This is a genomic window from Bradyrhizobium sp. UFLA06-06 (genome assembly GCF_054820065.1).
Window position 1 is genome coordinate 1 of sequence record NZ_JADFUD010000092.1, and the last position, 26,075, is coordinate 26,075.

The window sequence follows — 26,075 nt, forward strand, 5'->3', positions numbered from 1 at the left end:
CAGCCAGCATGGTGAATCAGAAACACACTGATTTGGGAATCCCAAATCGATTCAACCTAAACCCATCCCGCTTTAGGCAGTAGTGCCGGCGCGCCCAGTCAATCGGCAGCAAAGAGGCCGGCAATGTAATGGTCAGTCGGGCGCCCGGCGCGAGCGACCACATGTACTGCGAGCCGCCGCGGGAGTCCTCCGCGCGCCGCACGGCGATACGATAGCCGGTTCGCTCGGGTTCGCCGACCAAGGAATAGGATCGCGTATCCGGGCGCCCATCGATAGTGACGGCGATATTGATATGGCTGCCGACCGGATAAGCCGCGCCATCAAAGTTTTCCGGTTTGATCAGGAACTCGCGGATCGAAGGTGTCAGATCGCGCGTCGCGACGAGCGTTGCGGGTGTCCAGCTTTCAATGAACCGCATGGAGATTTCCTTTAATCGCCTGCCATCCTGATGAGCGCCAGTCCTGGCAGCAGGTCAGAATGCGTCTTGTTCCTGAGCACCAGGCGCAGATTGCGCGCCGCCACTCGGGCGTGCTCGCGCATGATTGCCTCGGCCCGTGCGCCTTCGCGATTTTCGATTGCATCGATCACGACGCGATGTTGATCTTGTGCAATCAAGAGTGTGTGGCGCGCATCCGGCAGTGTCGATTGAGTCATCACAAAGCCGCTGGGCGAGGCGAATGGGAGCGCCGACGCGCGATCGACCTGCCGGATCAAGGGAGGACTGCGCGACAATTCGGTCAATAGCGCGTGAAAACGCGCATTGAGCGCGACGTAGGAGGAAAATGCCTCGACGGAGATTGGATCCTGCCGCACCAAGCCGTCGATCTCGTCAAGACATCCTTTTAGAGGCTCAAGATCGCGCGACGGAACGCCGCGCTCGGCGGCAAAGCGCGCGGCCAGCCCCTCCACCGTACCACGCAGTTCGATTGAATCCAGGACATCTCGCTCGGAGAATGCCTTCACCATGAAACCGCCAGAAGGGATCGCTTCCAGAAGTCCTTCCTCCTCCAGCCGAACCAATGCCATTCGCACCGGGGTGCGCGATGCGCCGGTCGTCTCCACAGCCTGCAACTCGGAGATCCGCTCGCCTGGCCGCAAGTCACCCGAAAGGATCAGGTCGCGCAAGCTGAGCTGGGCGCGTACTGTTTGCGAGACTGAACGATCGCTGTCGCGCTCGACCATGCTCTACTCCGCGGCCTGCTGACCTTGCGAGGGATTCTCGGCCTCGATCATGCGATCTATCAAGCGGCGAGCCCACATCGCGCCAGCATCGATGTTGAGATTATAGAAGACCCGGTCTGGATTTTCGTCGATTGCGCGCTGCTGCGCCTCGAGAATGACCTCGTCCTCGCGGAAGATGCCAGAAACGCCTTGACGGAGTTCGGTGGTCAGGCGCTGCTCGTTCAGGCGATAATTGCGCACGAAGGCCCAGAAATAATGGCAGCTCGTTTCCGTTTCGGGCGTAATGGTGTTGAGGACAATACCATTGACGCCGGCCGATCGGTTGCCTTCCGGCGCGCCTGTTCCGGCGGGCGCCACTCCGACGTCGATATTGATGGTGCACGGCGCCTCGAAACGAATGATTTGCCAGCGGTCCACCGGACCAGGTTTTTGCAATTGCTTGGCCCAGAACGGCGGGGCGCTAATCCCCTTCATCCAGCGCGTTACGGTAGCGGTCTTCTCACCATGGGTGACGTCAAACGGCGCTTCCGCGATGGCGTTATTGCCGATGCTGGCACCGTGCACAAACGTTTCATGCGTCAGGTCCATGAGGTTGTCGACAACCAGACGATAATCGCATTTCAGGTGAATGGTGTCACCGTCACCGGCCCAAGCGGAATCATCGTTCCAGTGCATATCCGGCACCAAGCGCGGGTTGGCCAGCGCCGGATCACCCATCCACAGCCAGACGAAGCGATCGCGCTCGACCACAGGATAGGCACGCACACAGGCGGAGGGGTTGATCGTCTCTTGCGAGGGCATGAAGGTGCAGCGGCCCTGCGCGTTGAATTTCAGCCCATGATAGCCGCAGACAACGCTGTCGCCCTCAAGACGCCCTTTTGAGAGCGGCACCAATCGATGCCAACAGGCGTCCTCCAGTGCCGCCACCTCCCCGTTGGCGCGCCGATACATCACAACGTGCTTGCCGCAGATCGTGCGCGGCAACAGCGCCTGCTTCACCTCTGCATCCCAAGCGGCCGCGTACCAGACATTCGTCGGAAAGCAATGGCTCATGTGCCGATTCCTCGCTTAGGGACACCGACTGTATACATAAATTTGAAAGGGGCCAAAAAAGTGACGAATATGCGGGCTTACAATGGAATTTCTGTATACAGTAATGGTCCCAAGCGGCTCGGTCGGGCTCCGCTTCGGTGAAGATTTTTTGCGACGCACCAAAACTGCTAGCGGATGAATCCAAGCTCGCCATCGTGCACACCCGCTGCATCTAGTCCCTGCACTGTCGCAGCCTCGGCTATCGGCGAGATTCCTGGCCTGCGAAGGGACGCCGGATTGGGGCTTCTTGGCCGGCAGCACAGTTCCCTTGCCGGGATCAGACGTCGACGTCTTGGTGCCGAGATCGGCCCATGCTCTCAAATCATCCAGTGCGTAGATGACGCGACCGCCGATCTTTCGATACGCTGGCCCCGTGCCATACGTGCGGTGCTTTTCGAGCGTGCGGCCGGATAGGCTAAGATAACGCGCAGCCTCCGGCGTACGCAGGAACCGGGTGGATGGATCTGACATCAAATAGGGCATTTGAGAGCTCCAGGTGAGAGGCCGGCCGCGAACGGCGGCACTATCGCGCCATCATCATGGAGAAGCGCGCTCCCTGGAGGGATACCGAATATCGATGAAGCGACTTTCGGCACCCCAAGTAGAAAGCGCTATTCGTGGTGGCAAAGCTCACTCCTATCTAGCGCTCGTCCATTATCTAGCGACCGTCCAGCCTACGACCTTGGACAATCATGGACATGGCAAGCTGATCGGGCGACCTTCACAATGCGGATGATGCGCAGAAATTCTGCCGAACCATCGGTCTTACCGGACCATACTGGAGCACATTCACCGCCATCCGATTGTCGTAACTCGATTCGAGCTCGCCCGTATATCTGCAGCAAGAATAAGTTGGTCTCGTGCTGCCTGGCAAAGAGTTCAGAGCAGAATGATCGAGTCGAGAACCCCATCGTAACGCTATCGGCTCGGCGAGCGCCGATGCCGATACGACCTCACATCGACCGGCCCTCTAGATGTCGCACGCTTCCATCGCCTGGATGCCTACGATCCAAACAATCAATTTTACCAATGTAACGTACTGTTGCATCAAGTCGCGCACTTGAAGGGTACTGATCACTCTAGGATTTCTATGCCAAGAGGTGCCTCGGGACACTTGCCAGCAAAAGGCGGCATGACGCTGAGCAACGCCTTCTCGATCGACCTCACAAATGCCGTTCGAAGATTCAAAGACCCGTCAGAAGACAGGTGCTTATCCGATGGCGACTCGATCGACTGCAGGTTGGCTCTGGTGCGGATCTTGCTTGACGAAAAACGATAACGTAACTGAACGCCTGCCTTTGGAATGACGCGCCGGCTCCCGGAATCGTCTTCAATCGGACACGGCTAAAATGACAGCCTCGAATGATGCCGTCGCCTCTGAACGACGCAGCGGCTCGCATTCGAGTGTATTCGGGAAGGAAGCGTCATGACCACCATGGCAACTGCGGCGCCCGCGCGCGCGTCGCAGACTTGGTATAAAATTCTCTACGTTCAGGTGTTGATCGCGATCGTGATTGGCGCCATCGTCGGCTGGCTATGGCCGTCGGTCGCGACCAACGACTGGGTCAAGGCGCTTGGTGATGGCTTCATCAAGCTGATCAAGATGGTGATCGCACCGATCATCTTCTGCACCGTCGCATCCGGGATCGCACATATCCAGGATGCAAAGAAAGTCGGGCGCGTCGGCGTTAAAGCGCTGGTCTATTTCGAGATCGTATCGAGCTTTGCCTTGGTGTTGGGCCTTGTCATGGGCAATCTGGTCCAAATCGGCCATGGTCTTGCGGTCAAACCGGACGCTGCGGCGGTCGCCAACTATGTCAAGCAGGCGGAAGCCTCGAAGACCGTCGATTTTTTTCTCAATATCATTCCCGATACGGTGGTCGGCGCCCTCGCCCGCGGCGATGTTCTGCAAGTGCTCCTGTTCGCGATTCTGTTTGGCTTTTCGCTGATGGCGCTGGGCGAGCGTGGAGAACGACTGCGCGGCATGATTGACGACGTCGCGCACGCAGTGTTCGGCGTGATTGCCATCATCATGAAAGCCGCCCCGATCGGCGCGTTCGGCGCGATGGCCTTCACAATCGGCAAGTTCGGGCCGGCGGCGCTCGGTAATCTGATCGGACTGATCGTACTGTTCTATGCGACGGCCGCGATATTTGTGGTCGTCGTGCTCGGCCTGATCGCGCGGATCGTCGGCTTTTCGATCTTCAAGTTCATTATCTATATTAAGGACGAGCTTCTGATCGTGCTTGGCACCTCGTCCTCGGAAAGCGCGCTGCCGCAATTGATGGAGAAGCTCGAGCGGCTGGGCTGCTCAAAGCCCGTGGTCGGCCTCGTGGTGCCAACCGGCTACTCCTTCAACCTCGACGGCACCAACATTTATATGACGCTTGCGACATTGTTCATTGCCCAGGCACTCGGGGTCGATCTGACCTTTGGCCAGCAGCTCACGATCTTGCTCGTGGCAATGCTGACCTCGAAGGGAGCAAGCGGCGTCACCGGCGCAGGCTTCATTACACTCGCCGCGACATTGTCGGTGGTCAACCCGGCATTGGTGCCGGGCATGGCGATCGTATTTTCGATCGACAAGTTCATGAGCGAGGTGCGAGCCCTTACCAACATCACTGGCAATGGCATCGCCGCTGTGTTCGTGTCCTGGTGGGAAGGCGAGCTCGACGACGCGACCCTACATGCCCGGCTCGAGCAGCCCACCGCCGGTGCCGATACACGAAGCTCAAGGATATAGGCTCCAGGTCCTGTCCGTGATTTCAAGGCACGCTCGAACTGAGCGTAGCCAACTCCGAATTTTTCGCAGTTCAAATCGGCACAGCCGAATGAACTGCGAGCCGGAGTTCTTCTCGCGGAATCTGCGGGTCGTACCACGACTCGGTGTCGTGCCCCAAAGCGATCCAGATGACGGCGTAAGGTCGGCCGGGACAGACTATACGATTCCGACCGAACCTGGCCGGGCCTGACGGGCAAAGTTACTGGATCTATCCATGAAACGGCTTGGCGCGTGGCCAGCGAACTGGCCTCGTCCACCGATGCTGCGGCAGTGATGACTCGTGAACCAGATCGGCACCTTCACCAGGTCGAGATGGATCGCATTGAGCAAACTCACGGTGCTCCACTGCTTGTCGGCGCTCTTTAGATATTCAACGACGGGCGTCTCATTGTTCAGCGTCACGTCCTGGCAGACCCGCGGCTCGCAGCTACCCCGCCGCTGGACGTGCCTTGGCCGCATACAGTTGTGCTCGGCCGCGGCCTCCACAGCCGCGCGCGCCTGCCAAAGGGCTATCGCAGTGAAAGAAAACAGACATCTGAGCCTCGATTGTACGCACGTCGGCGCGCCATTTGGAAAGGTTTAGAACAACTATACCTACGTTTGTAATGCGCGTTTCTTCGGCACGTGCTGAGTTCAGCTGTAAGCAATTTACCCGGAACCGCTCTTGAGCGTGGAGCGGAAAGAATTGCCCCATTTTTGCCTAAAATGTTATAACTCTCCCGCCGGAGAAAGGCCGGACGGTCCAAGAATGTATAACCAGATCAATAACTTCAAACGTTCTGCCACGCAGTTTACTTTCGGCAGCATAACGCTGGCGGTGGTGACGCTAGCTTCCTTGTACCTTCAAACACATTTCGCTGCGACGGCGTTCGGCTATTTGCTGGTTATATTGCTGTTTTCATTGATCGGCAGCTTTATCGCCTCATCCGCGCTTTCGGTCTTAGCTATCGCTGCTTTGGCGTATTACTTTGCACCGCCGGCGTTTAGTCTGCGGATCGATGACCCTCAAGTTCTTCTGGTGGTTGTCGCATTCTTTACCGTCTCGATTGTCGGAACACACCTGATTGGAAAAATCCGCCAGGAAAGAGAGGCTGCGCATGAGACTGCGGCCGAACTCCGGCGCAGCACGGCCGATTTGAAGGACCGTGAAAAGCGGTGGCGCGCAATCTTTGAGCACAATCCGGCCATGTACGTCATGGTCGACGAAGCCGGTACCATCCTCAACGTCAATACGTTCGGCGCGACACACCTCGGCTATGCGCGCTCCGAACTCATCGGTCAATCCGTTCTGAGGCTCTTTCTGGAGGAGGATCGCGAGTTCGCACGCACATGCATTCGCAGATGCCTTGAAGATATCGGTCAATCGCAAACCTGGGACGCCCAAAAAGTCAGAAAAGACGGCGTGGTCCTGTGGGTGCGAGAAAATGCCAAAGCCATGCTTTGGGCCGATGACAAGCCGGTTGTCCTGATATCCTGCGAAGATATCACCGAAAAACGGCAGACGGAGCTTGCCCTACAGCGCAGCGAAGCCCATTTGGCTCAAGCGCAGGAGTTGAGCCACACAGGCAGCTTCGGCTGGAACTTCGCCACTGGCGAGGTTTTTTGGTCAAAAGAGCTTTTTCGAATTTTCCAGTTGGATCCGAAGACGATACCGAGCCCGCAACTCGTCGTCGAGCGCACGCACCCGGAAGATCGAGCTTCCGTCCAACAGACGATCGATCGAGCGATGCAAGACCCGCAGGAGTTCGAGCATGAATACCGATTGCTGCTACCGGACGGCTCGGTGAAGCACATCCGCGCGCGGGCGCGAGCGACGACAACCGCCTCTGGCGAAATCGAGTTTGTCGGGGCAGCGACGGATATCACAGTTACAAAGCAAGTAGAGCAGCAGCTACGCCGCAGCGAGGCCTATCTGGCCGAAGCCCAGCATCTCAGTCATACTGGCAGTTGGTCATGGGACGTCCACGGAGTCGATTTTGTGTATCGCTCCGCCGAAGTGAATCGTCTCTTCGGCTTCGACCCGCAAGAGACCGTGTCCATAGAGACTATTCGTTCGCGGATACATCCGGACGACCTGCCGCGGCTTCAGGACGTGCAGCGACTTGCGAGAGACGGCAAGCAAAACCGCTTCGAATATGATTTTCGAATTTTGCTCCCGGATGGCTCGATGAGGCACATACATTCTGTGGCCCATGTCGTGGTTGGCAGCGACGGCAATATCGGCGAGCTCATTGGGACACATATGGATGTCACTGAGCAATACGCGGCCAGAGAACGCCTGGAAAGCACACTTGCTGCGCTGCGCGAAAGCGAGCAGCGCTTTCGCGACTACGCTGAAACAGCTTCCGACTGGCTCTGGGAGACCGGGCCAGACCATAAAGTCACTCACTTATCGGAACATACCAGCGCTGCGGGAATCCTTGCCACAGGCCTCCTGGGTCTGCCGCGTTGGGACATTGCTTGCGACTTGGAAGACGAACCTGAGAAATGGCGGCAACATCGTGCAAGGCTAGAGGCACATCTGCCATTTCGTGATTTGGTCTATCGCACTGTCAACCGGATGGGATGTCCGATCTACGTCCGGACGAGCGGTAAGCCATTTTTTGACGTAAGCGGCAATTTTCTTGGCTACCGTGGCGTCAGCACCGACATCACCGCTATTATCCGCGCAGACCAGGCTGAACAAGAGCTGCGGAAGGCACAGGCGGAGCTCGCGCATGTGACGCGCGTGACGACGTTAGGAGAGCTGACCACCTCCATCGCCCACGAAATCAACCAGCCACTCGCCGCGATTATCAGCAACGCCGACGCGTGCCTAGGTTGGATGGGCCGCAAAACTCCTGATCTTTCCGCTGCGCGCTCATCCGTTGAATGGATAATCGAAGACGCAATCCGGGCAAGCGAGGTGATCCGTCGCGTTCGCGCGCTTGCGAAGAAGGGCGAGATCGAAATGCTTCCGCTCGACATCAATGACGTCGTTAAGGATGTCATTGCGCTGGTGAATCGTGAGCTGGTTAGCCACCAAGTGACACTGAAAACCGAGCTGACGGCAGCGCTGCCGGCGGTTCTGGGCGACCGGATTCAGCTGCAGCAGGTGATGATCAATCTGGTGATGAACGGGATCGAAGCTATGGACGCAGTTACGGACAGGACGCGCGAACTGGTGATCCAGTCATCTAGGGACGATATGGAACACGTGCGGCTTGCGGTGACTGATAATGGCGTCGGCATCTCGGAGAATGACGCCGATCGGGTGTTAGACCCCTTCTTCACGACAAAATCGAGCGGCCTTGGCATGGGCCTTTCGATCTGCCGCTCGATTGTGGAAGCTCACGGAGGGCGTCTTTCAATCGTCCACAGGCAGGGACCCGGAGCGAGCTTTCGGTTTGACCTGCCGTTGCACAAGGAGGTGGTGTCGTGAACGAACGCTCAAACTCCCAGCGCGAAGGCAGCAGAGCCGAGGCATCGGCAAATGCGATTGTCTTCATTGTCGAAGATGATGTCTCGATGCGTCGGTCGCTTACAAACCTTTTTCAATCCGTCGGCCTGGACGTCGTTGCATTCGGATCGGCCCGAGAAATGCTGCAGAGCAAACTTCCGGACGTCGTTAGCTGCCTGGTTCTTGATGTCCGGCTGCCCGGCTTGAGCGGCCTTGAGTTCCAGACTGAGCTAGCCAAGTCGAACATTCATATTCCCATCATCTTCATTACAGGCCATGGCGACATTCCCATGAGCGTCAGGGCCATGAAGGGTGGAGCGGTCGATTTTCTCACAAAACCGTTTCGCGATCAGGAACTACTGGACGCTGTGATCGCGGCGACCGAACGCGATCGCAAAAGACGGGCAGCCGAGCAGACCGTCGTGAATCTCAAGTCCCTATTTGAGACCCTCAGCCCGCGCGAGCAGGCGGTTATGAAACTAGTCGCTACCGGCTTGATGAACAAGCAGATAGCTGCCGAGCTGGGGCTCGCCGAGATTACGGTCAAGATCTATCGGGGACACGTGATGAAAAAGATGCGGGCCCGGTCGCTGGCGGATTTGATCAGGATGACTGAGACGCTGGGACTCCGTGCTAACCGTCCCGAACAAACCTAAGTATGATTTTACAATTTAACCGCGCAAGCCCACTTTTCGCCCAGGGATGGCTAATGCCTCGGCAGTCGCTAGTCCCGCGCCAGGAGGGCCTGTCTTGTCCACGCCTTTGATTTCTGTCGTTGATGACGACGCATCGGTCCGTGCGGCGACAGAGAACCTTTTGAAATCGCGTGGCTACGTCGTTCAAACGTTTGTGTCCGCCGAGGAGTTCTTGAGGTCGCCGCGGTTGAACGAAACCTCTTGTGTAATCACGGATGTGCAGATGCCGGTTATGAGCGGCTTGGACTTGCTCGCGGAAATGCGGACCCGTGGCTACGGTGTGCCATTCATTTTCATTACTGCCTTCCCCAACGACCGCGTGCGCGCCTCAGCCCTGAGCGCAGGAGCGGCTGGCTTTTTGGCCAAGCCCTTCGCCGGACATACGCTGATCGAGTATCTCGATGCCGCACTGGAGGAGAACGGCGGCGGCGGAGACACATGACGCGATCAGCCTGGCGCCGGACCGGAGCCATACCCAGATCGCAGTCTCCATAATCTCCGGCAGAACGCGGCGGCGAGCCAGACTATTATCTGTCATGTTCTTGTATCCGCAGAACTTCCGCGGGAGAGCACGTCGACGTTGCTGCGACGTCTATTCGACAGTGACCGATTTTGCAAGATTACGCGGCTGATCCACGTCCGTCCCCATAACCACGGCCGTATGATAGGCTAGCAGTTGCACCGCGATGGCATAAACCATGGGCGTAAAGCTTACAGCCATGTTTGGCAACACAATGGTCATGAGCGTATCCACCGTCGCGTCCGAAGCGCCCTTCGCATCGGTGATCAAAATAATGTTGCCGCCTCGAGCGGCGACTTCTTGCATGTTCGAGACCGTTTTCTCGAAGACGTCGTCGTAAGGCGCGATCACCACCACGGGCATAGTCTCATCGATTAATGCGATTGGTCCGTGCTTGAGCTCGCCGGCGGCATAACCTTCCGAGTGGATATAGGAGATTTCCTTCAACTTGAGCGCGCCTTCTAACGCCAGGGGCGCCGATGTGCCTCGGCCGAGATAGAGCACGTCGCTCGACTTTGCGATATCACGCGCGAGCTTCTCGATCTGTGGTTCGACCAACAGCGCCGCAGCAATCAGCCGCGGCACTTCGATAAGCTCGCGTACGAGCTTCGATTCATCGATCTCGGACAGCATGCCGCGCTCCTTGCCTGCTGCGACGGCAAGCGCCGCCATCACCGCCAGCTGGCAGACGAATGCCTTGGTGGAGGCGACGCCGATTTCTGGACCAGCCAGTGTCGGCAGCACGGATTCGCTCTCGCGTGCGATCGTTGACGTCGGGACGTTGACCACGGATATCGTGTGCAGGCCCTGGCTCTTGGCATAGCGCAACGCAGCCAGCGTGTCGGCGGTTTCCCCCGACTGCGAGATAACGATCGCGAGATCACCGTGGCGCAGAGGCGCCTCCCTGTAGCGGAACTCGGACGCAACATCGATTTCGACAGGCAGGCGCGCCAGCCGCTCGAACCAGTATTTGGCGATATAACCGGCATAACTTGCCGTGCCGCACGCCGTAATTGAGATGCGCTGAATGAAATTAAAGTCGAACGGTAGTGTGAGCGGCAGGGCTATGCGCTCGGCTGCCATATCGAGATAATGCGCCAATGTCTGCCCGACTGCTGTCGGCTGCTCGTGGATTTCCTTGGCCATGAAGTGGCGATAGTTCGCCTTGTCCACCAGGAGTGACGACACGCCAGACTTTGATGTTTCCCGATGCACGACAGCCCCGTCTTCGCCATAGATCATGCAGATCGTACGGGTAAGCACGGCCCAGTCGCCGTCTTCAAGATAGGTGATGGCATCAGTCAAGGGCGCGAGTGCGATCGCGTCCGATCCCAGATAAACTTCGCCGGTACCATGTCCGATCGCAAGGGGCGACCCCTTGCGCGCCCCGATCAAAAGATCCTCATGGCCTTTGAACAGGAATGCCAGAGCGAAAGCTCCGCGCAGTCGTGGCAGCGAGGCTTGTACCGCATCCCGCGGCGAGTAACCATTCTTGAGATACGATTCGACGAGATGCGCCACCACCTCGGTGTCGGTCTCTGAGCTGAAATGAGCTCCATTCCGCTCCAGTTCGGCCCGCAGTTCGCGGAAATTCTCAATGATCCCGTTATGAACGACCGCGACATTTTCCGTTGCGTGCGGGTGAGCATTGCTCTCGGTCGGTTTTCCATGCGTCGCCCAGCGAGTGTGACCAATACCGCTATGACCCGACGGCGGATAATCGCGCAGCCGCTCCTCAAGGTTTCTCAGCTTACCTTCAGCGCGCCGGCGCTCGATACGGAGACCTTCGAGCGTCGCGACGCCCGCGGAGTCATAGCCACGATATTCCAATCGTCTGAGCGAAGCGACCAATTGCCCAGCGACCGGACCACGTCCCAAGATGCCGACTATTCCACACATATCGATCAATGCAGCCCACGTTCAAGAAGCCAAATGTCCCCTAAAGGAGCATTTTCACGAATTTCGCGCGCCCGGTTGGGAATGGGTATCAAGTTCTGAATTTGATGCAGTTGCCTGTCACCGTCGCATTCACAGGCGTGAGTTCTATGTCTTTCAACCATCATCGCCTCGCCCAGCCACGCTCCGCCTCTGGTTGTCCGCTATCAAGTACAAACTGCGATGCGGCCGCGAATGGCGTGACTGCTTCGAGGTGGGCTCTATATGCAGGCGCGCTTGCGCGGCTTGGTGCGGCATCTAACCCCGGCACAAACAGATCCGTTGCTCGATGGCGACGATAACAACCGGCGTCGCAACAACCCCAATGCGAGGATATATCGCGCAGGGCGTCAGGCTTCATAGATTGAGGACATTTGAACCAGATCGACAGACCCGTTGTCTCACAGTAAAACGTCATGTCTTATTTGGCTCATCGTCGCTAATGAGCCATTCACGGCTCTTCAGCTCAAACTCCCGATGAACGCGCGGCGACGCGGCCGATCCGGTTAGCAGCTGGTGTGGGGGCACTGAGTCCCCGCACCTCACCGAGGGTATCCACGAGAGGCTTGCACCGGCCGCGCTCCATTGGACAGAAGGATGCAGCCTCACGGCACTCTCCACATGGCCGGGTGTCGGCGTGTTTACGCAGCCGCTCTAGGACGGCTTAAGACGCTCATCATACTCGGATGTAAGCTATACGATTGGCATCGAACACTCTATTGTACGGACGTAAGCTTTCGATATCGAAACGTTCGAAGAACTATACCGACGTTTGCTACTCTTCCTCATTTTGTCTTGCGTCTACCGTCCACTTCCTACGCGAGCTGCACTATTGGCAGAAGCGCAGAGGTAGATGCCCCTAGCGCCCAGATCGCGTGCTCTATTCGGAGGTGGGGCCGCTTTGTAGAATACGATATTGGTGTGCAGCTTCACTGTGTGCCGGCTTGCACGCCGTCATTCCCCATAAATGCGTCGACAACCGCACCTCAGCACATCGCTCTATTCGGCCGTGGCCGACCCACGCAAATGGATACAGCATGTACCTGGAGACGGATAAGGAACACAGACCGTCGGCATCCATCTCATAGGAAACATCGCTGGATCAGCGCGTCTAGCTGGGTCTGCGTGTACGGCGTTTCGTCCAGCTCGTTTGCGCGGGTGTCAAGTGGGTCGCGCGTGTTAGCTGACGTTCCTTTTTGACTCTGAATGGTACGGTCGAGAATAAATCAATGTATATAGTGCGCATTTCTATGTGAGGTGTATGACTAGAGTAACGATCGCTTTCCTTTTATTGCGGGTGGTGCGCGCTTGCGCATCTAGATCGTGAAAGGGCCCCGCAAATCGCGTTTCGAAAGGGCGCCCTCGTTCCGGCGGAACTAAGAGAAACAATGGCGGCTCAGGACTCAAAGCGGCGCGTTGCGCTGATCACCGGCGTGACCGGGCAGGACGGCGCGTATCTCGCCGAATATCTGCTCGGTCTCGGCTACACCGTGCACGGGATCAAGCGGCGGTCGTCCTCGTTCAACACCGCGCGCGTCGACCATCTCTACCAGGATCCGCATGCCGGCAACGTGCCGTTCCTGATGCACTATGGCGACATGACGGATTCGACCAATCTGATCCGCCTGGTGCAGCAGATCCGGCCGACCGAGATCTACAACCTCGCCGCCCAGAGCCACGTCCAGGTCAGTTTCGAGAGCCCGGAATACACCGCCAACGCCGACGCGATCGGCGTGCTGCGGCTCTTGGAGGCGATTCGCATCCTCGGCATGGAAAAGGAAACGCGGTTCTACCAGGCTTCGACCTCGGAGCTTTACGGGCTCGTGCAGGAGGTGCCGCAAAAGGAGACCACGCCGTTCTATCCGCGCTCGCCCTATGGCGTCGCCAAGCTCTACGGCTACTGGATCACGGTGAACTACCGTGAGGCCTATGGCATGTTCGCCAGCAACGGCATCCTGTTCAACCATGAGAGCCCGATCCGCGGCGAGACCTTCGTGACGCGCAAGATCACCCGCGCCGTTGCCCGAATCGAGGTCGGCCTCGAGAACAAGCTCTATCTCGGCAATCTCGACGCCAAGCGCGACTGGGGCCACGCCCGCGACTATGTCGAGGGCATGCACAGGATCCTGCAAGTCGACGAGCCCGGCGACTTCGTGCTCGCGACCGGCGAGACGCGGTCGGTCCGCGAGTTCGTCGAGCTGGCGTTTGCCGAGGTCGGCCGCAGCATCGAATGGCGCGGCAAGGGCGTCGAGGAGGTCGGTGTCGACAAGGCGTCCGGCAACACCCTGGTGCAGATCGATCCGACCTATTTCCGCCCGACCGAGGTCGATCTTCTGATCGGCGACGCCAGCAAGGCGCGCGCCAAGCTCGGCTGGACGCCGAAGACGCCGTTCGCGCAGCTGGTGAAGGAAATGGTCGCCAGCGATCTCGTCGAGGCCAGGCAGGACGCGGCCAATGGCAAGCACGGCGTTTGAGCTGAAGGGCAAGACGGTCTTCGTTGCCGGCCATCGCGGCATGGTCGGCTCGGCGCTGATGCGCCGGCTGGCGCGCGAGGAGGCCGATCTCCTGACGGTGTCGCGCAGCGAGGTCGATTTGCGCGACCAAGCCGCGGTCAACGCCTGGTTTGCCGCCAAGCGGCCGCAGGCCGTGTTCCTCGCTGCCGCCAAGGTCGGCGGCATCGTCGCCAACAACACGCTGCGGGCTGAATTTCTCTACGACAATCTGGCGATCTCGAGCAACGTGATCCAGGCGGCGCACGCCAATGGCTGCGAGAAGCTGATGTTCTTCGGCTCGTCCTGCATCTATCCGCGCCTGGCGCCGCAGCCGCTGCGCGAGGATTCGATGCTGACCGGCCCGCTGGAGCCGACCAACGAGCCCTATGCCATCGCCAAGATCGCCGGCATCAAGATGGCCGAGGCCTATCGCAGCCAGTACGGCGCCGATTTCATCAGCGTGATGCCGACCAATCTCTACGGCCCCGGCGACAATTATCACCCCGAATACAGCCACGTCGTCGCCGCGCTGATCCGCCGCTTCCACGAGGCCAAGGTTTCGGGCGCCGGCAACGTCGCGGTGTGGGGCACCGGCACGCCGCGCCGCGAATTCCTCTATGTCGACGATCTCGCCGACGCCTGCATCCATCTGATGAAGACCTATTCATCGCCCGAACTGGTCAATATCGGCACCGGCGAGGACATCACCATCGCCGAGTTCGCACTCATGGTCGCGGCCGCCGTCGGTTTTCGCGGTGAGATCAGCTTCGACACGTCGCGCCCGGACGGCACGCCGCGCAAGCTGCTCGACATCAGTCGTCTGGCCAGGCTCGGCTGGCATGCCCAGACCGCGCTGGAAGATGGCATTCAGCTAGCGTATCGGGCATATCTCGCCGACAGCAAATGGACGGCACTGCTTGTCCCCGACAAGTGGCGTAAGCAGGCCCATCCGAGGATCCGTACACGGGTATCACCTAGCTGGCCCCGTCGCTCGCGTAACGATTAACTTTGCCGCGCGTTGCCCAACGCTCTTCGTCAGCAGCGCTCGGTTGGACGTTCGATTCATCCAAGTGACACGCACATCCCAGCTACGGTTCAGCGAGCCAACTCGCAGGAACAGAGGAATGGTTGTGATCGAGAGTGCCGTTTTACTGCTATCAGGTTGAGATCTGATCGACTCTCAGCCTTGAACGCCGGCGCCGCAGCCGATCATTGGCTCGAAACGTGCCGGTGTCCTTTTCCTCTCGATCGGCGGCCTAGCGAGGTTCGGCCATAACCATCCGCGCCGACAGCGTGACGATGCACATGAGCGCGCCTAACATGCCGAACGCAAAAGGCAAGCCGGTCATGTGTGCGACGAGCCCGATGCTGGCGGGACCCATCAGTATACCGGCGTAGCCAGCTGTCGTGATGACCGCGATTGCAACGCCCACCGGCATCACCTTCTGTTTGCCGGCGCGGCGACACAGCACAGGTACAACATTTGAAATACCCAATCCAATAAGCAGGAACCCCGCCATGGCAATCACCGCAACCGGCGCGGCGACCACAGCCAGGAAGCCTATCATGATTGGTAGAGTTCCGAGCATCAATGTGGCACGGTCGCCGATTCGCTCCACTACGGCATCTCCGCCGAGACGTCCCGCAGTCATCGCGATGGCGAAGAGCATACAGCCAAGACCTCCATGCGCCTCAGCGAGAAGATCTTGCCCAACGAGAAGCAAAGCGCTCCAATCAAGCATTGCACCTTCGACAAGAAACGTAATAGCCGCGAGCGCAGCTATTAGCACCACACTGCGATGGGGCAAGACAAACACTGGCCCCTGCTGCCTTACACTCGTCGCGGTCAACCGCGGCCAGGCCGACACAATCGCGATCATCATAAACATCGAACAGACTAACGTTGAAAAAAGCGGACCAAGCTGAAGCGAAAGGAACAAAGTCACGGCAGCAGAGCCGGTGAATTCGCCGATGCTGTAATGGGCATGGAAGCCGGACATCAATGGACGGCCGGTGGCGCGCTCCAGTTCAATCGCATAGATGTTCATGGCTACATCGATCGCCCCCAGTGAAACGCCGAACGCAAACAGCGTGGCACCGAGCGCAAGAGGTGTTCCGGCGATAGCAAGCCACGGCAGGATAAGCGCGAGGCCGAGTCCACCGACGAAGATAATGGGCTTGCTGCCGTACCGCGCATTCGACACGCTGGTCAAAAGCATAGCGAGAACGGATCCCATTCCGAGACAGAGCAGCAGAAGACCGAGCATGCGGTCATCTACCGCGAGCCGCTCCTTGGCGAGCGGCACCAAAGGCGCCCACGCCGCGAGGCCAAATCCGGCAACAAAAAACGCAAGCCGCGTCCCAAGCAGGCCGGCTGCCCAATTGGCAGATGGTATCACAGGCACTCCTGAGAGAACGGGCTGGTGAGCGCGGCGCCCCTCATCCTGTGTGCGCCGCCTGCAAGCGGTCCGATGATGGCCTCACGTTGGCATTTTTCATCCCTGCAAATGCGATGCCATCGCAAAAGCTCGAGCCACTCCCGGAGTGGCAAGCGTCAACGCGGAATGATCGTCAAGCCCGGACACCGGTTTGGCCTATCTTTCTCGGATAGCTAGCCGTACGAAGGACACTAGTCTTTGCTTGTTCCGACGGTTAGAGGCGCAACAGCTCGAGTTGCCTTTGTCGCAAAGCGCACAAAGCCGACGGCACCCGGACCTTGCGTTTACTTCGAGAAGAACACCACAGCTCGCGTGAACACGGCCGTCAGCTCCCCGGCAGCATTTGCTGTCAATCTGGAAGCTCTCACAAAACGCAAAGGCGCTGCGCTACGCCTGAGCTCAATACAACGAACATTCATGGAGGACCGGAGCTGACCGCGGGGAACTTCTACGCTATACCGGGGCATCGGATCGCGGCAGATCATCCGAACGTGACGGAAAATCAGAGCTGCGATTCCAAATTCCCGGTGTCGGAGCGCTGGGTTGTGATGGAGCAATCAACCAAATCCTCCCTGCCATTTATGTTGGCGCCAGAAGGGCAGCATCGGCATCGCGTGCAGTCATCAATTACCTTTGCTATCTGGTTAGGTCCAGGAAGCGCGCGTTCGATAGCGAGCTGGTCGCCGGCATCCCTCAAGCGCTTATATCCGCGGAGCGCCGCGACTGTCGTTCTGACCAGGTCGGACTGTGCGTGGTAACGAATGAGTATAGCAAGCAAAAATCGATCAGTATTGTCGCCGTCATCACGCTGTAAGCCCAGCCGTTCTGCACGAGATCGAGCTCGATCAACACCCGTGACAGACCGAATCCCACGATCCAAGCATCAAAGCTCATGCAAATGCGTCGAAACATCTCCGGATCAAGCCGCCGAATGACGTAGGATCCCAGCGGGATGCCGAGCAAAACACTGGGTATAAAGGCATAAAGCAGGCTGCCGCTTTCGGAAATGAAAAGGCCGAGCTTGTAGTAGACAAAGGCAGTTGCGCTCGATTCCACTACGCGAACCAGGGCAAGACCGGCGCGAAATTCGTTTTTGACGAGGCCCTGGTTGTTAAACAGCATGGCCAAAGGCGGGCCGGAGATAGTCGTCACCGAATAGAGGATGCCCAGCATCGACCCGAATGGCAGACCGATCAGCCAGCTCGCTTCGATAGGGCGGCGCCAGCCCGCGGCTTGCAACAAGATCAGGGGCAAAATGATCGTGTACGTGGCGAATTTGATCCAGCCCGGCTGCAGTGAGGCCAACGCATAGCCCCCGAGCGCAATGCCTGGCAAGAGCCCAAGCAAGATGGGAAACACTCGTCTCCAAACCGCCGGCACACCCTTCAGATTGATGAAGAGGACGTAAACGTTGACGAAGACTTCGATGATAACAATGGCCGGGTTGAGAATGCGATTGGGGTAGAAAACCAGCGCAAGGGGTACAGTGAGCGACGAAAAACCGTAGCCAATGGCTCCATTTACAAAGGCCGCAAAACAAGTTGTTGCGGCCAAAAATAGCATAGCACCATCAAACTCAGGCATTTACTTAACCTTCCTAGTCCGGAGCGCGTCCGATCACACGTCAGCGAATCAGACGTGGACATTGGTCATCAGGATTGCGGCAGATTCCGCCCTCGCTTCGCAGCTCCGGCGACCTTCACATTGGTTTTTGGCCGTGGCCAAGCGCGCTAGTTTCTCTTATTATCGACTTCGGTTGTATGAAGCTGCGTTGTACTTCCCCTACCCGACCGCGATCACTCAGCTAATACGTGTCAGTCTATTTTTCGGCTTGTCGATCGCTGGTTTTCGTATCGAAGCCATGACTGCGGCGGTCGTAGATGCGAGGGGCTCCTGACGACCAGTTCCGAACGGTCCCCAGTGGACTTGAACTGTCGGCAACTAAACCCTAAGGTCGTTGCAACCCAGAGGTCGTCGTTTTCAACTAGCAATGCGAGGCGCTCAGACGGGAGTAAAGCAATTCGCTCCAGAGACGTTGGGATAATAGCAACATCACCTTTTCAGCGTTGACAAGTTCTTCGCCGGCCGCCTGACGCTCGCCAAGCTGGGCAGCATGTGGCGACGATCTCGTTACGCGAAAAGCATGAGGCCGTCCCAGGCTCTATCGCTGACCACACCGGCATCATGAAGCGGCCGCATTTTTGGCAGTGTGCAGCCCTTCTCCTCGGGCAAACGATGGGTCAAAACAGGCGCAGCAGTTGGACATCATCCTTGTACCCTCGTGAATTTCGAGTCGATAAAATCACCGCGGTCGGCGAACAACGCCCTATCCGGAGCAGCAATCGAGCGAACGCGGATTGATTAGTCGTTACTATTTGGCCAGCTGGACATCAGCAGCGCCGGTGAGTTCAACCTCTGTGCCGTTCTTCCCGTGACCGGCGCTCGCGTCGGCTCGGTGATCGGACGCGATTGCGACATAGACCGCCGGCAGCACGAAGAGAGTGAAGAGCGTGCCGATAGACATGCCAGCGACGAGCACCAGCCCGATCGAAAAGCGACTCGCGGCGCCAGCTCCCGTTGCGGTCAACAAGGGTATGAGGCCCGTGACCATCGCCGCCGTCGTCATCAAGATTGGACGCAACCGGACGCGCGCCGCCATCTCTATAGCCGAGCGACGGTCAAGTCGCTCCTTGAGCTGCAGTTCATTGGCGAACTCAACCATCAAGATGCCATGCTTGGAAATCAACCCGACCAGCGTTAGCAGTCCGACCTGGGTGTAGATGTTGATCGTCGCCCAGCCCAAAAATAGCGGTATCAGGGCGCCGACGATTGCCATCGGCACGCTGATCATAATAACGAGGGGATCGCGCAGACTTTCGAACTGCGCCGCAAGCACCAAGAATATGACGATAAGGGCAAACGCGAAGGTAATGGCCAGTTGGTTACCCTCGTGCACATATTGCCGGGCGTCGGCAAGGAAGTCGTGGCTGAAGCCTGCGGGCAGTTTCTTTGCCTGCGCTTCCAGGAAGTCCACGGCCTGACCGATCGTAACGCCGGGCATCGGCACGGCTTGAAAGGTCGCGCAGTTGAGCTGGTTGTAGTGCGTGAGTGCGTTCGGATCAGTCGCAGTCTCCACCGAGACTACGGTAGACAGCGGAAGCATCGAACCTTTCGCGGTCTTCACATAATAGTTTCCGATCGCTTCCGGGGCCAGGCGTTGCTCGCGGGGCACCTGCGGAATCACTTGGTACGAACGGCCTTGCAGATTGAAGTGATTGACGTAGTTTCCGCCAAGTAGGGTGGCGAGCGCATTACCAATATTCTGCATGGTGATGCCAAGATCGTTGGCCTTCGATCGATCGACCTTGATTCGTACCACGGGCTGATTGAACTCGAGGTCAGAATCGCTGACCATGAACAGACCGCTTTTGCGCGCGGCATCCTTCAGGTTCGACATCTGCTCATAGACGGATTGGAAACCTAGCGTCGAATTGATCACCATCTGCACTGGTAGCCCGTCCGTGCCTCCCGGAAGCGAAGGCAGGCTAAACGCAAATGCGTTAATACCTTCGATTTTGGACAGCTCGACCTGGACAAGGGACTTTAGCGCGATCGATGACCGCTTGCGCTCATCCCAAGGCTTGAGCAACATGCCGGCCATCCCTCCCCGCGAGCCGCTAGTGCCGTTGAGCACGAAGCTCAAATCGGTCTCGGGAAACTTCTGAAACGCCTTTTCGAGCTTGGCGCCGTAATAGTTGAGGTAGTCGATGTTGGCGTATTTCGGCGCTTTGGTTAGCGCGAATACAATCCCTTGATCTTCCTCCGGCGCGAGTTCCTTGGAAGTGTGCATATAGAGAAAACCGACGAGACCCAGCATGGTCAGGGCGAACAGCCCGGTAATCGGACGATAGTCGAGCGAGCGGTCGAGCTTGCGTCCGTACCAGCGTGTCGTGGCGCCAAACACGCGGTTCACAACTCTTGCAAACCGCTTCTCCTCAGCGCTCTTCAGGCAGACCGAGCACATCATCGGCGACAGCGTCAAAGCGATCACGCCCGACACGATCACCGCCCCCGCCAGCGTAAACGCGAACTCGCGGAACAGCGCGCCGGTGACGCCCCCGAGAAAACCGATGGGCGCGTATACGGCGGCCAACGTAATCGTCATGGAGACGACGGGGCCCACGATCTCGCGCGCGCCTCTCGCAGCAGCCTGGAGGGGCGGCGCACCTTCTTCCAGATGGCGATGAACGTTCTCCACCACGACGATCGCGTCGTCGACCACGAGACCGATCGCGAGTACCATCGCAAGGAGGGTAAGGAGATTGAATGAGAATCCCAGCGCCAGCATCATGCTGCAGACACCGATGAGCGACAACGGAATGGTAACGACGGGAATGATGACCGACCGCAGCGAGGCCAGGAATAGAAAGATGACCACCACCACTATCACGACGGCCTCAATGAGCGTCTTCTCCACTTCATCGATCGACGATTGAATGAATTTGGTGGAATCGTAGGCCACTTTCATCTTCAGTGCCGGCGGCAGGTTGCGTTCCATTTCTGGAAACAGCGCCCGAACACCTCGCACTATGTTTAGCGGATTGCCCTGCGGGCTCGCCTGGACACCGATGAAGACCGCGTGCTCGCCGTTCATGGAGACGCTGACGTCTGTGGTCTGCGCGGCAAGCTCGACTGCCGCAATGTCCTCCATGCGTACAAAGCCGCCGTCATTCGCTTTGACGACCATGCGCTTGAAGTCATCGACACTCCGCAGGTCGGTGTTTGTCGTGACGTCGGAGATAGTGAAATAGCCCTTGGTCTGACCGGACGCGGCCTGGAAGTTGTTGGCAGCGATTGCAGCCGAAACATCTGCCGGCGACACGCCGTGCCCCGCCATTTTCGCAGCATCGAGCCATAGCCGCATCGCAAAACTTTGGCTGCCCAGGATGTCAGCCGCCGCAACGCCGTCGACGGTCGACAAAACCGGTTGCACGACGCGCGAGAGATAGTCCGAGATCGCGCTGGCCGTCAGTTCCTCGCTGGAGAAGGCGATGTACATGACAGCGGTAGCCTGACCGCTTGACTTAGTGACGATCGGATCGTTCGATTCTTTCGGGATTAACGATTTGACTGAATTGACCTTAGACAGCACCTCGGTGAGTGCCTCGTTGGGATCGAAATTGAGCTTGATGTAGACTTGGATCGTCGACGCACCGAGCACAGATGAGGAAGTGACATAGTCGACGCCCTCTGCGGAAGCGACCGCCTGCTCCAGAGGAGTGGTGATGAACCCCTGGATCATGTCGGCGGAGGCGCCAGGATAGGAGGTCGTGATATTGACGACCGTGTTAGACAGTTTGGGATACTGCCGGATTGGCAGAACAGCGGCCGCGCGAAGGCCGATCAGCAAGATCAGTAGACTGACGACGATAGATAAAACCGGACGCTTGATGAAAAGCTCTGTAAATGTCATCTCGACTCGCATTCAAAGAGGGTGACGCAAACTCGCTAGCGAGTCGCGCGACAGCCATCGTTATTAAAGCGGCAACTGCGGCCAGGCCCCTGCTATAAGCGAAACTGAAGTGGCCGCTCTAAAGACTCGTATGTTCCCAAGCAGAGGCTCAGCCTTCCGCTTCTTCCATTCTCGCTGCTTATGATGAACGCCGACCCCGCTTGGCTGAGTGCGATCTCGAATAGGGAGCGCCTTCGCAAGATAAGACCCAAGTCCTTTTTGCGCGTAATCAGCCTGAGGTCCGCCTCAGGATGTGGAGGTGGGCTCACGTGCTTCCATTTACTCGTGCTCAAGTCTGAATGGAGCGCAAAACCGTCTAGGTGAATCGCGTCAGTTCAAGGCTTCGACCCGTTCGATCGAATGATTCAGCTTTGAAATCGAAAGTATGGACAACCTGGCAGATGCTCAACTCTACAAAGGTAAGCGGGTGATATCGCATGGGCTACAAAGCCTATACCAAGGTTTGTTCTCGGTCCGACTCAAACTTCCACAGTATTCCCCCAGGCGGGTCGGGCGACGGTCCCGTCTTGTACGCGGCCTCGTGCCACTCAAGCTTCTTCTTGGGCTTTCTCATCATCCTTAGGTCGGCTCGGAAGCGATCGACTGCGCCACTCGTTTTGCTCGAGGCGGGATGCAAATCTCATCTCGAAGGACCTAATCCGCCCACACGATCGGGTTGTAAAAGCCGACATGCACAGAATTGACTCAGAGAGTCCGCGTGCAGGCGATATGCTCACGCATCATTGAGAGCTTTGCGCTGGACGGCAATGAATGTGGCGACATTTATGTTGGCCAGCGTACGGGTGACGAGATGTTCTACGCCGGCAAGGTCGACCACGGCTTCGACAAGGCCTCGGCCACCGATCTCCACAAACTACTGACGCCGCTGATCCGCAAGACCCAGGCCCACACCAAACGCATCGAGCATGAGGCGATCTAGGTTGCGCCGAAGCTGTTCGTCGAAATCGAGTAATCTTGTCAACTGCCGAAGGTAAGGGGCGACATTCAGCTCTTTCATGGTGTCGGGGAGGATCCATCATTACCTCACCGCGCTGCAGCTTCTGCAATGATACCCGCTGGCTCCGGGAGGTGAATCCGGCTCAGCCATACAAAGACCACACGCCTGCATGCGCTTCGCACTGTCAGGATGCCGCGTCCGGTCTGTTGCAAACCCGACGATCACGGCTTTGTCCCGCCCTCGCCGCAAGAATTCAAGCCGGATCTGTATCGGCGCTAGGGCGCCTACTCATAATTCGCCGTGTTCGCTTTACCACTAAAACCAGTCATCGCCGGGCGACCAGGGCATGTCGGTGATGGGCGATGAGGCGACATCGCGAGCTATTTTTGATTTTGACGCGACGAACTTCTACGAATTTCTTTAAACATGCGTATTCAGATTGGTACGTTGCTTGCTTTGTTCAGGACCTCATCATCCACGATTATCTTCTGAGCGGACCTGCGTCGCTGCAAATGCAAAGTCAGCCCGGAGATCGCCGTGCGGCGAAACTATGGAACCGATGTAGACCGGGGTGTCGGTCTAAATAGCAGACTGCAGCGCAAAGGTGGCGATGCTGAACTGCCAGTCGAGGGGAGCCGTTGCAAAGGCCGTCGTGACTTCTGGTAAGTCCATCGTTGTACACGATAACGCCATTGACCCCGTCATTTCACGCGCACGACCTCATTAAACTTCACGTCTGATTCTGATCTAGAATGATGAGGTAGAACATGCAAAGGCGTGGCGCGGTGGTCGACCAGCCACTGAAATGAAATCAGGTCGTTCTTTAGTGCGTCAGAAGGGACCTGATTCGTTCTCACGATGAACCGTAGTTTGCTTCCGGAGCGTAGCTGAGGAGATTGGGGCGCAATGACGTGTATTGTTGGACTGGTTAATAAAGGCACTGTTTACATCGGTGGCGATAGCGCCGGTTTGGACTCGAACTACTCTCTCGTCGTCCGCAACGACAGGAAGGTATTCCGGAGCGGTGATTTCGTCATGGGCTTTACCAGCTCATTCCGGATGGGACAGCTTTTGGCGTTTGGCTTCCATCCTAACAGGCCGCGCGTGGGTGTCGATGTGATGACTTACATGGTCACCGACTTCATCGACGCCGTGAGAGCTCGAATGAAGTATGGCGGCTTTGCTAGGACGAGGGATTCTGCTGAATACGGCGGGACGTTCCTTGTCGGCTACGCCGCCCGGCTGTTCCATATCTCGGACGATTACCAGGTTGGAGAATCGGTCCATGGGTTCGATGCGTGCGGATGCGGTAATGCGATAGCGCTCGGCTCGCTGAGATCAACACGCGACTGGAATGACCCCAAAGCACGCCTCCTTGAAGCTTTGGGCGCCGCCGAGACGTTCAGCGCGGGTGTCCGCGGGCCGTTCTATTTAGAGCATACGGATTGCACAAATAATTGAACGATCCTTATCGTCCTCAGTCTATCCGACGACGTCATACGTGCCAGCCTGAACCTGTGTGCAGTTGAATTTGCTTGAGTGAAGGTGTTCCTGGGCAGTCATTCAGTTTAATTGCGGGTGATCTCCGCATTGTTGGACCGACCTGCATCTTAGCCAGAAAGTCCCTTGAGCATCGAAGTCCATGTGTTCGACTCAAAGTCGTGTCTTTGTCTCATCGTCCATGAGGGACAGTTACCGTCATCAGACCTTGTTCGGAGCAGGGCCCATTACGGCACCGGCTGGGGCTCGAAATGAGACGTTTTCACAAATCCGATATATGCCGTGATGACCACCATGAACAGCATCGCCGCGCGGCTGTGCGGTAAGCAGATCCGCGTAACCGCGGCGACCTTCGCTGTACCGGAGCCAAACCGGAAAACATAAGTGATAAGGAGAGCAGCCCGAACCAAGGCGACCTTACCTGGGTTTGCATATGGTTCCGTGTCCGTCTTTTATCGTTAATTCGCCGTAGCAAGCAATGTGATACTTGCGTCCCACAATAGGCATCTCGTCTGCTTGAGAGAATGAAGGCACGTTAATCGAGAGCTTCTTTACGAGAACTTCCTCGTATCCACCATCTCTCTCCAAGATCACGCGCCATTTCCACTCCCCGCCCGGGCTTTCGTCTGCCATTGTGTTGTAGCGGAGTCGGATCAAATTGCTCATCGAGAGTACCTGAAGACCATGTCCGATACGAGAGATAGAGAAAATCTATCGCCATCGCCGAATGAGAGGCGAGCGGCTTGCCCAACCGAGAACGCCTCGCCGATGCCAGCTTGCTCTTCCTTGAAGCAGTTCAAAACTTAACTGCTCAAAGATCTTTCTCCAAGACATACGAACGTTTGCGCGATAGATCGCTCAGGATCATGCAAGCTCGGCCCCACATCGTGATAGTTCCTTTTGTGAAGAGAAGGAACGCGGTCCGCGTCACTGCTCTTAGCGGCCCAAGCGGCCTAAACAGATCTCGGATTGTGAAACCGATTTGAGGGGTTATGGCGAAATCCTCAAAGCTTGTCGTTGCGAAGAACGGTCGTGCGCTTCTTGTCAGACGCCGTCGCGACGGGCTCTGGATGTTTCCGGGCGGCCGCAAGCGTGCCGGTGAGAGTGACAGGGCGTGCCTTCGTCGAGAGGTTGCGGAAGAACTTCCGAAAATCAAACTCGGACCGTTGAAGCTCTGGAAGGAAGTGAAGGGCACGAACCGCCGATCTGGGCGCAAGATGAGCGATGCTGTTTTCGTGGCTAAGAAAGCGTCCGGCCAATTGAAGATTGGTGACACAAAGGAGATCGACAAGGCGGTCTGGCGCAAGCCGCGACGGATCAGGCTAACGCCGACGTCCCGCTACATTCGGGACAAGCTGTTTCCCAAGTGAACAATAGCCGGTTACTTGCACGTTGATTTCCGCTCAAGGCAACAAACTTCGCCGCATCGCATATTGGCTCTTACCATCGGACGGTATAGCGCGACGATCTGGGTCGGAAGAGCGCGGCGATCAGGATGGCGAGTCAGTGTCGCGGCGCGATGATGATCGC

The 26,075-nt window shown here is 57.5% G+C and carries 16 protein-coding genes and 2 pseudogenes; 9 read left to right on the forward strand and 9 right to left on the reverse strand.

Features of this window, described 5'->3' with window-relative positions:
* Positions 1-61: 61 nt before the first annotated feature.
* The 4 genes and pseudogenes from IF803_RS39405 to IF803_RS39420 all read right to left on the reverse strand — a co-directional run.
* Positions 62-418, reverse strand: a pseudogene (locus IF803_RS39405) (FAD-binding oxidoreductase); the annotation flags it as partial.
* 11 nt (positions 419-429) lie between these two features.
* Positions 430-1,182: a GntR family transcriptional regulator gene (locus IF803_RS39410; protein ID WP_016839803.1), complete on the reverse strand. Its 753-nt coding sequence runs from the start codon at positions 1,180-1,182 to the stop codon at positions 430-432.
* Between the two features lie 3 nt (positions 1,183-1,185).
* On the reverse strand, positions 1,186-2,235 hold the full coding sequence (locus tag IF803_RS39415; protein ID WP_016839802.1) for an aromatic ring-hydroxylating dioxygenase subunit alpha: 1,050 nt from the start codon (positions 2,233-2,235) through the stop codon (positions 1,186-1,188).
* Between the two features lie 238 nt (positions 2,236-2,473).
* Positions 2,474-2,745 (reverse strand): annotated as a pseudogene (locus IF803_RS39420) (helix-turn-helix transcriptional regulator).
* Positions 2,746-3,700: 955 nt separating this feature from the next.
* Between IF803_RS39420 and IF803_RS39425 the strand changes: the two are divergent.
* A complete protein-coding gene (locus tag IF803_RS39425) occupies positions 3,701-5,017 on the forward strand; it encodes a dicarboxylate/amino acid:cation symporter (RefSeq protein ID WP_016839801.1) in 1,317 nt (438 codons plus the stop codon).
* 195 nt (positions 5,018-5,212) lie between these two features.
* Here the strand turns inward: IF803_RS39425 and IF803_RS39430 are convergent, their stop codons facing one another.
* Entirely contained in the window at positions 5,213-5,458 is a 246-nt protein-coding gene (locus tag IF803_RS39430; RefSeq protein ID WP_125459344.1) for a hypothetical protein, read from the reverse strand.
* 346 nt (positions 5,459-5,804) lie between these two features.
* Between IF803_RS39430 and IF803_RS39435 the strand changes: the two genes are divergently transcribed.
* Genes IF803_RS39435 through IF803_RS39445 form a run of 3 tightly spaced genes read left to right on the forward strand, consistent with a single transcriptional unit; the run spans position 5,805 to position 9,632 of the window.
* Positions 5,805-8,477: a PAS domain S-box protein gene (locus IF803_RS39435; RefSeq protein WP_016839799.1), complete on the forward strand. Its 2,673-nt coding sequence runs from the start codon at positions 5,805-5,807 to the stop codon at positions 8,475-8,477.
* Positions 8,474-9,151 carry a response regulator transcription factor gene (locus IF803_RS39440; RefSeq protein ID WP_018269894.1) on the forward strand — a complete coding sequence of 226 codons (678 nt, stop codon included), beginning with the start codon at positions 8,474-8,476 and terminating at the stop codon, positions 9,149-9,151. The genes IF803_RS39435 and IF803_RS39440 overlap by 4 nt, the downstream gene beginning before the upstream one ends.
* Positions 9,152-9,197: 46 nt before the next feature.
* On the forward strand, positions 9,198-9,632 hold the full coding sequence (locus tag IF803_RS39445) for a response regulator transcription factor (RefSeq protein ID WP_050999497.1): 435 nt from the start codon (positions 9,198-9,200) through the stop codon (positions 9,630-9,632).
* A 150-nt stretch (positions 9,633-9,782) separates the two neighbouring features.
* Here IF803_RS39445 and glmS read toward each other — a convergent pair whose 3' ends face one another.
* Positions 9,783-11,609 carry a glutamine--fructose-6-phosphate transaminase (isomerizing) gene (gene glmS, locus IF803_RS39450; RefSeq protein WP_028344267.1) on the reverse strand — a complete coding sequence of 609 codons (1,827 nt, stop codon included), beginning with the start codon at positions 11,607-11,609 and terminating at the stop codon, positions 9,783-9,785.
* 1,424 nt (positions 11,610-13,033) lie between these two features.
* Here glmS and gmd point away from each other — a divergent pair.
* Both gmd and fcl read left to right on the forward strand, forming a co-directional pair.
* Positions 13,034-14,119: a GDP-mannose 4,6-dehydratase gene (gene gmd, locus IF803_RS39455; protein ID WP_038380137.1), complete on the forward strand. Its 1,086-nt coding sequence runs from the start codon at positions 13,034-13,036 to the stop codon at positions 14,117-14,119.
* Positions 14,100-15,143: a GDP-L-fucose synthase gene (fcl, locus tag IF803_RS39460; protein WP_129964833.1), complete on the forward strand. Its 1,044-nt coding sequence runs from the start codon at positions 14,100-14,102 to the stop codon at positions 15,141-15,143. Before gmd ends, fcl begins: the two co-directional genes overlap by 20 nt.
* A gap of 250 nt (positions 15,144-15,393) precedes the next feature.
* Here the strand turns inward: fcl and IF803_RS39465 are convergent, their stop codons facing one another.
* The 3 genes from IF803_RS39465 to IF803_RS39475 all read right to left on the reverse strand — a co-directional run bounded on the left by IF803_RS39465 (position 15,394) and on the right by IF803_RS39475 (position 22,048).
* Positions 15,394-16,533, reverse strand: a complete 1,140-nt coding sequence (locus tag IF803_RS39465; protein WP_028343461.1) for an MFS transporter — start codon at positions 16,531-16,533, stop codon at positions 15,394-15,396.
* A 735-nt stretch (positions 16,534-17,268) separates the two neighbouring features.
* On the reverse strand, positions 17,269-18,159 hold the full coding sequence (locus IF803_RS39470) for a sulfite exporter TauE/SafE family protein (RefSeq protein ID WP_016848000.1): 891 nt from the start codon (positions 18,157-18,159) through the stop codon (positions 17,269-17,271).
* A 787-nt stretch (positions 18,160-18,946) separates the two neighbouring features.
* Complete coding sequence (locus tag IF803_RS39475; protein ID WP_461195848.1) at positions 18,947-22,048, reverse strand: multidrug efflux RND transporter permease subunit; 3,102 nt, start codon at positions 22,046-22,048, stop codon at positions 18,947-18,949.
* Positions 22,049-22,805: 757 nt separating this feature from the next.
* Here IF803_RS39475 and IF803_RS39480 point away from each other — a divergent pair.
* From IF803_RS39480 to IF803_RS39490, 3 genes are all read left to right on the forward strand, one after another.
* Positions 22,806-23,027 (forward strand): ATP dependent DNA ligase, encoded by a 222-nt coding sequence (locus tag IF803_RS39480; RefSeq protein WP_016848002.1) that lies wholly within the window; start codon positions 22,806-22,808, stop codon positions 23,025-23,027.
* Positions 23,028-23,951: 924 nt separating this feature from the next.
* A complete protein-coding gene (locus tag IF803_RS39485; protein ID WP_016848004.1) occupies positions 23,952-24,506 on the forward strand; it encodes a hypothetical protein in 555 nt (184 codons plus the stop codon).
* Between the two features lie 1,031 nt (positions 24,507-25,537).
* Positions 25,538-25,915: an NUDIX hydrolase gene (locus IF803_RS39490; protein ID WP_016848005.1), complete on the forward strand. Its 378-nt coding sequence runs from the start codon at positions 25,538-25,540 to the stop codon at positions 25,913-25,915.
* Positions 25,916-26,075 lie beyond the last annotated feature (160 nt).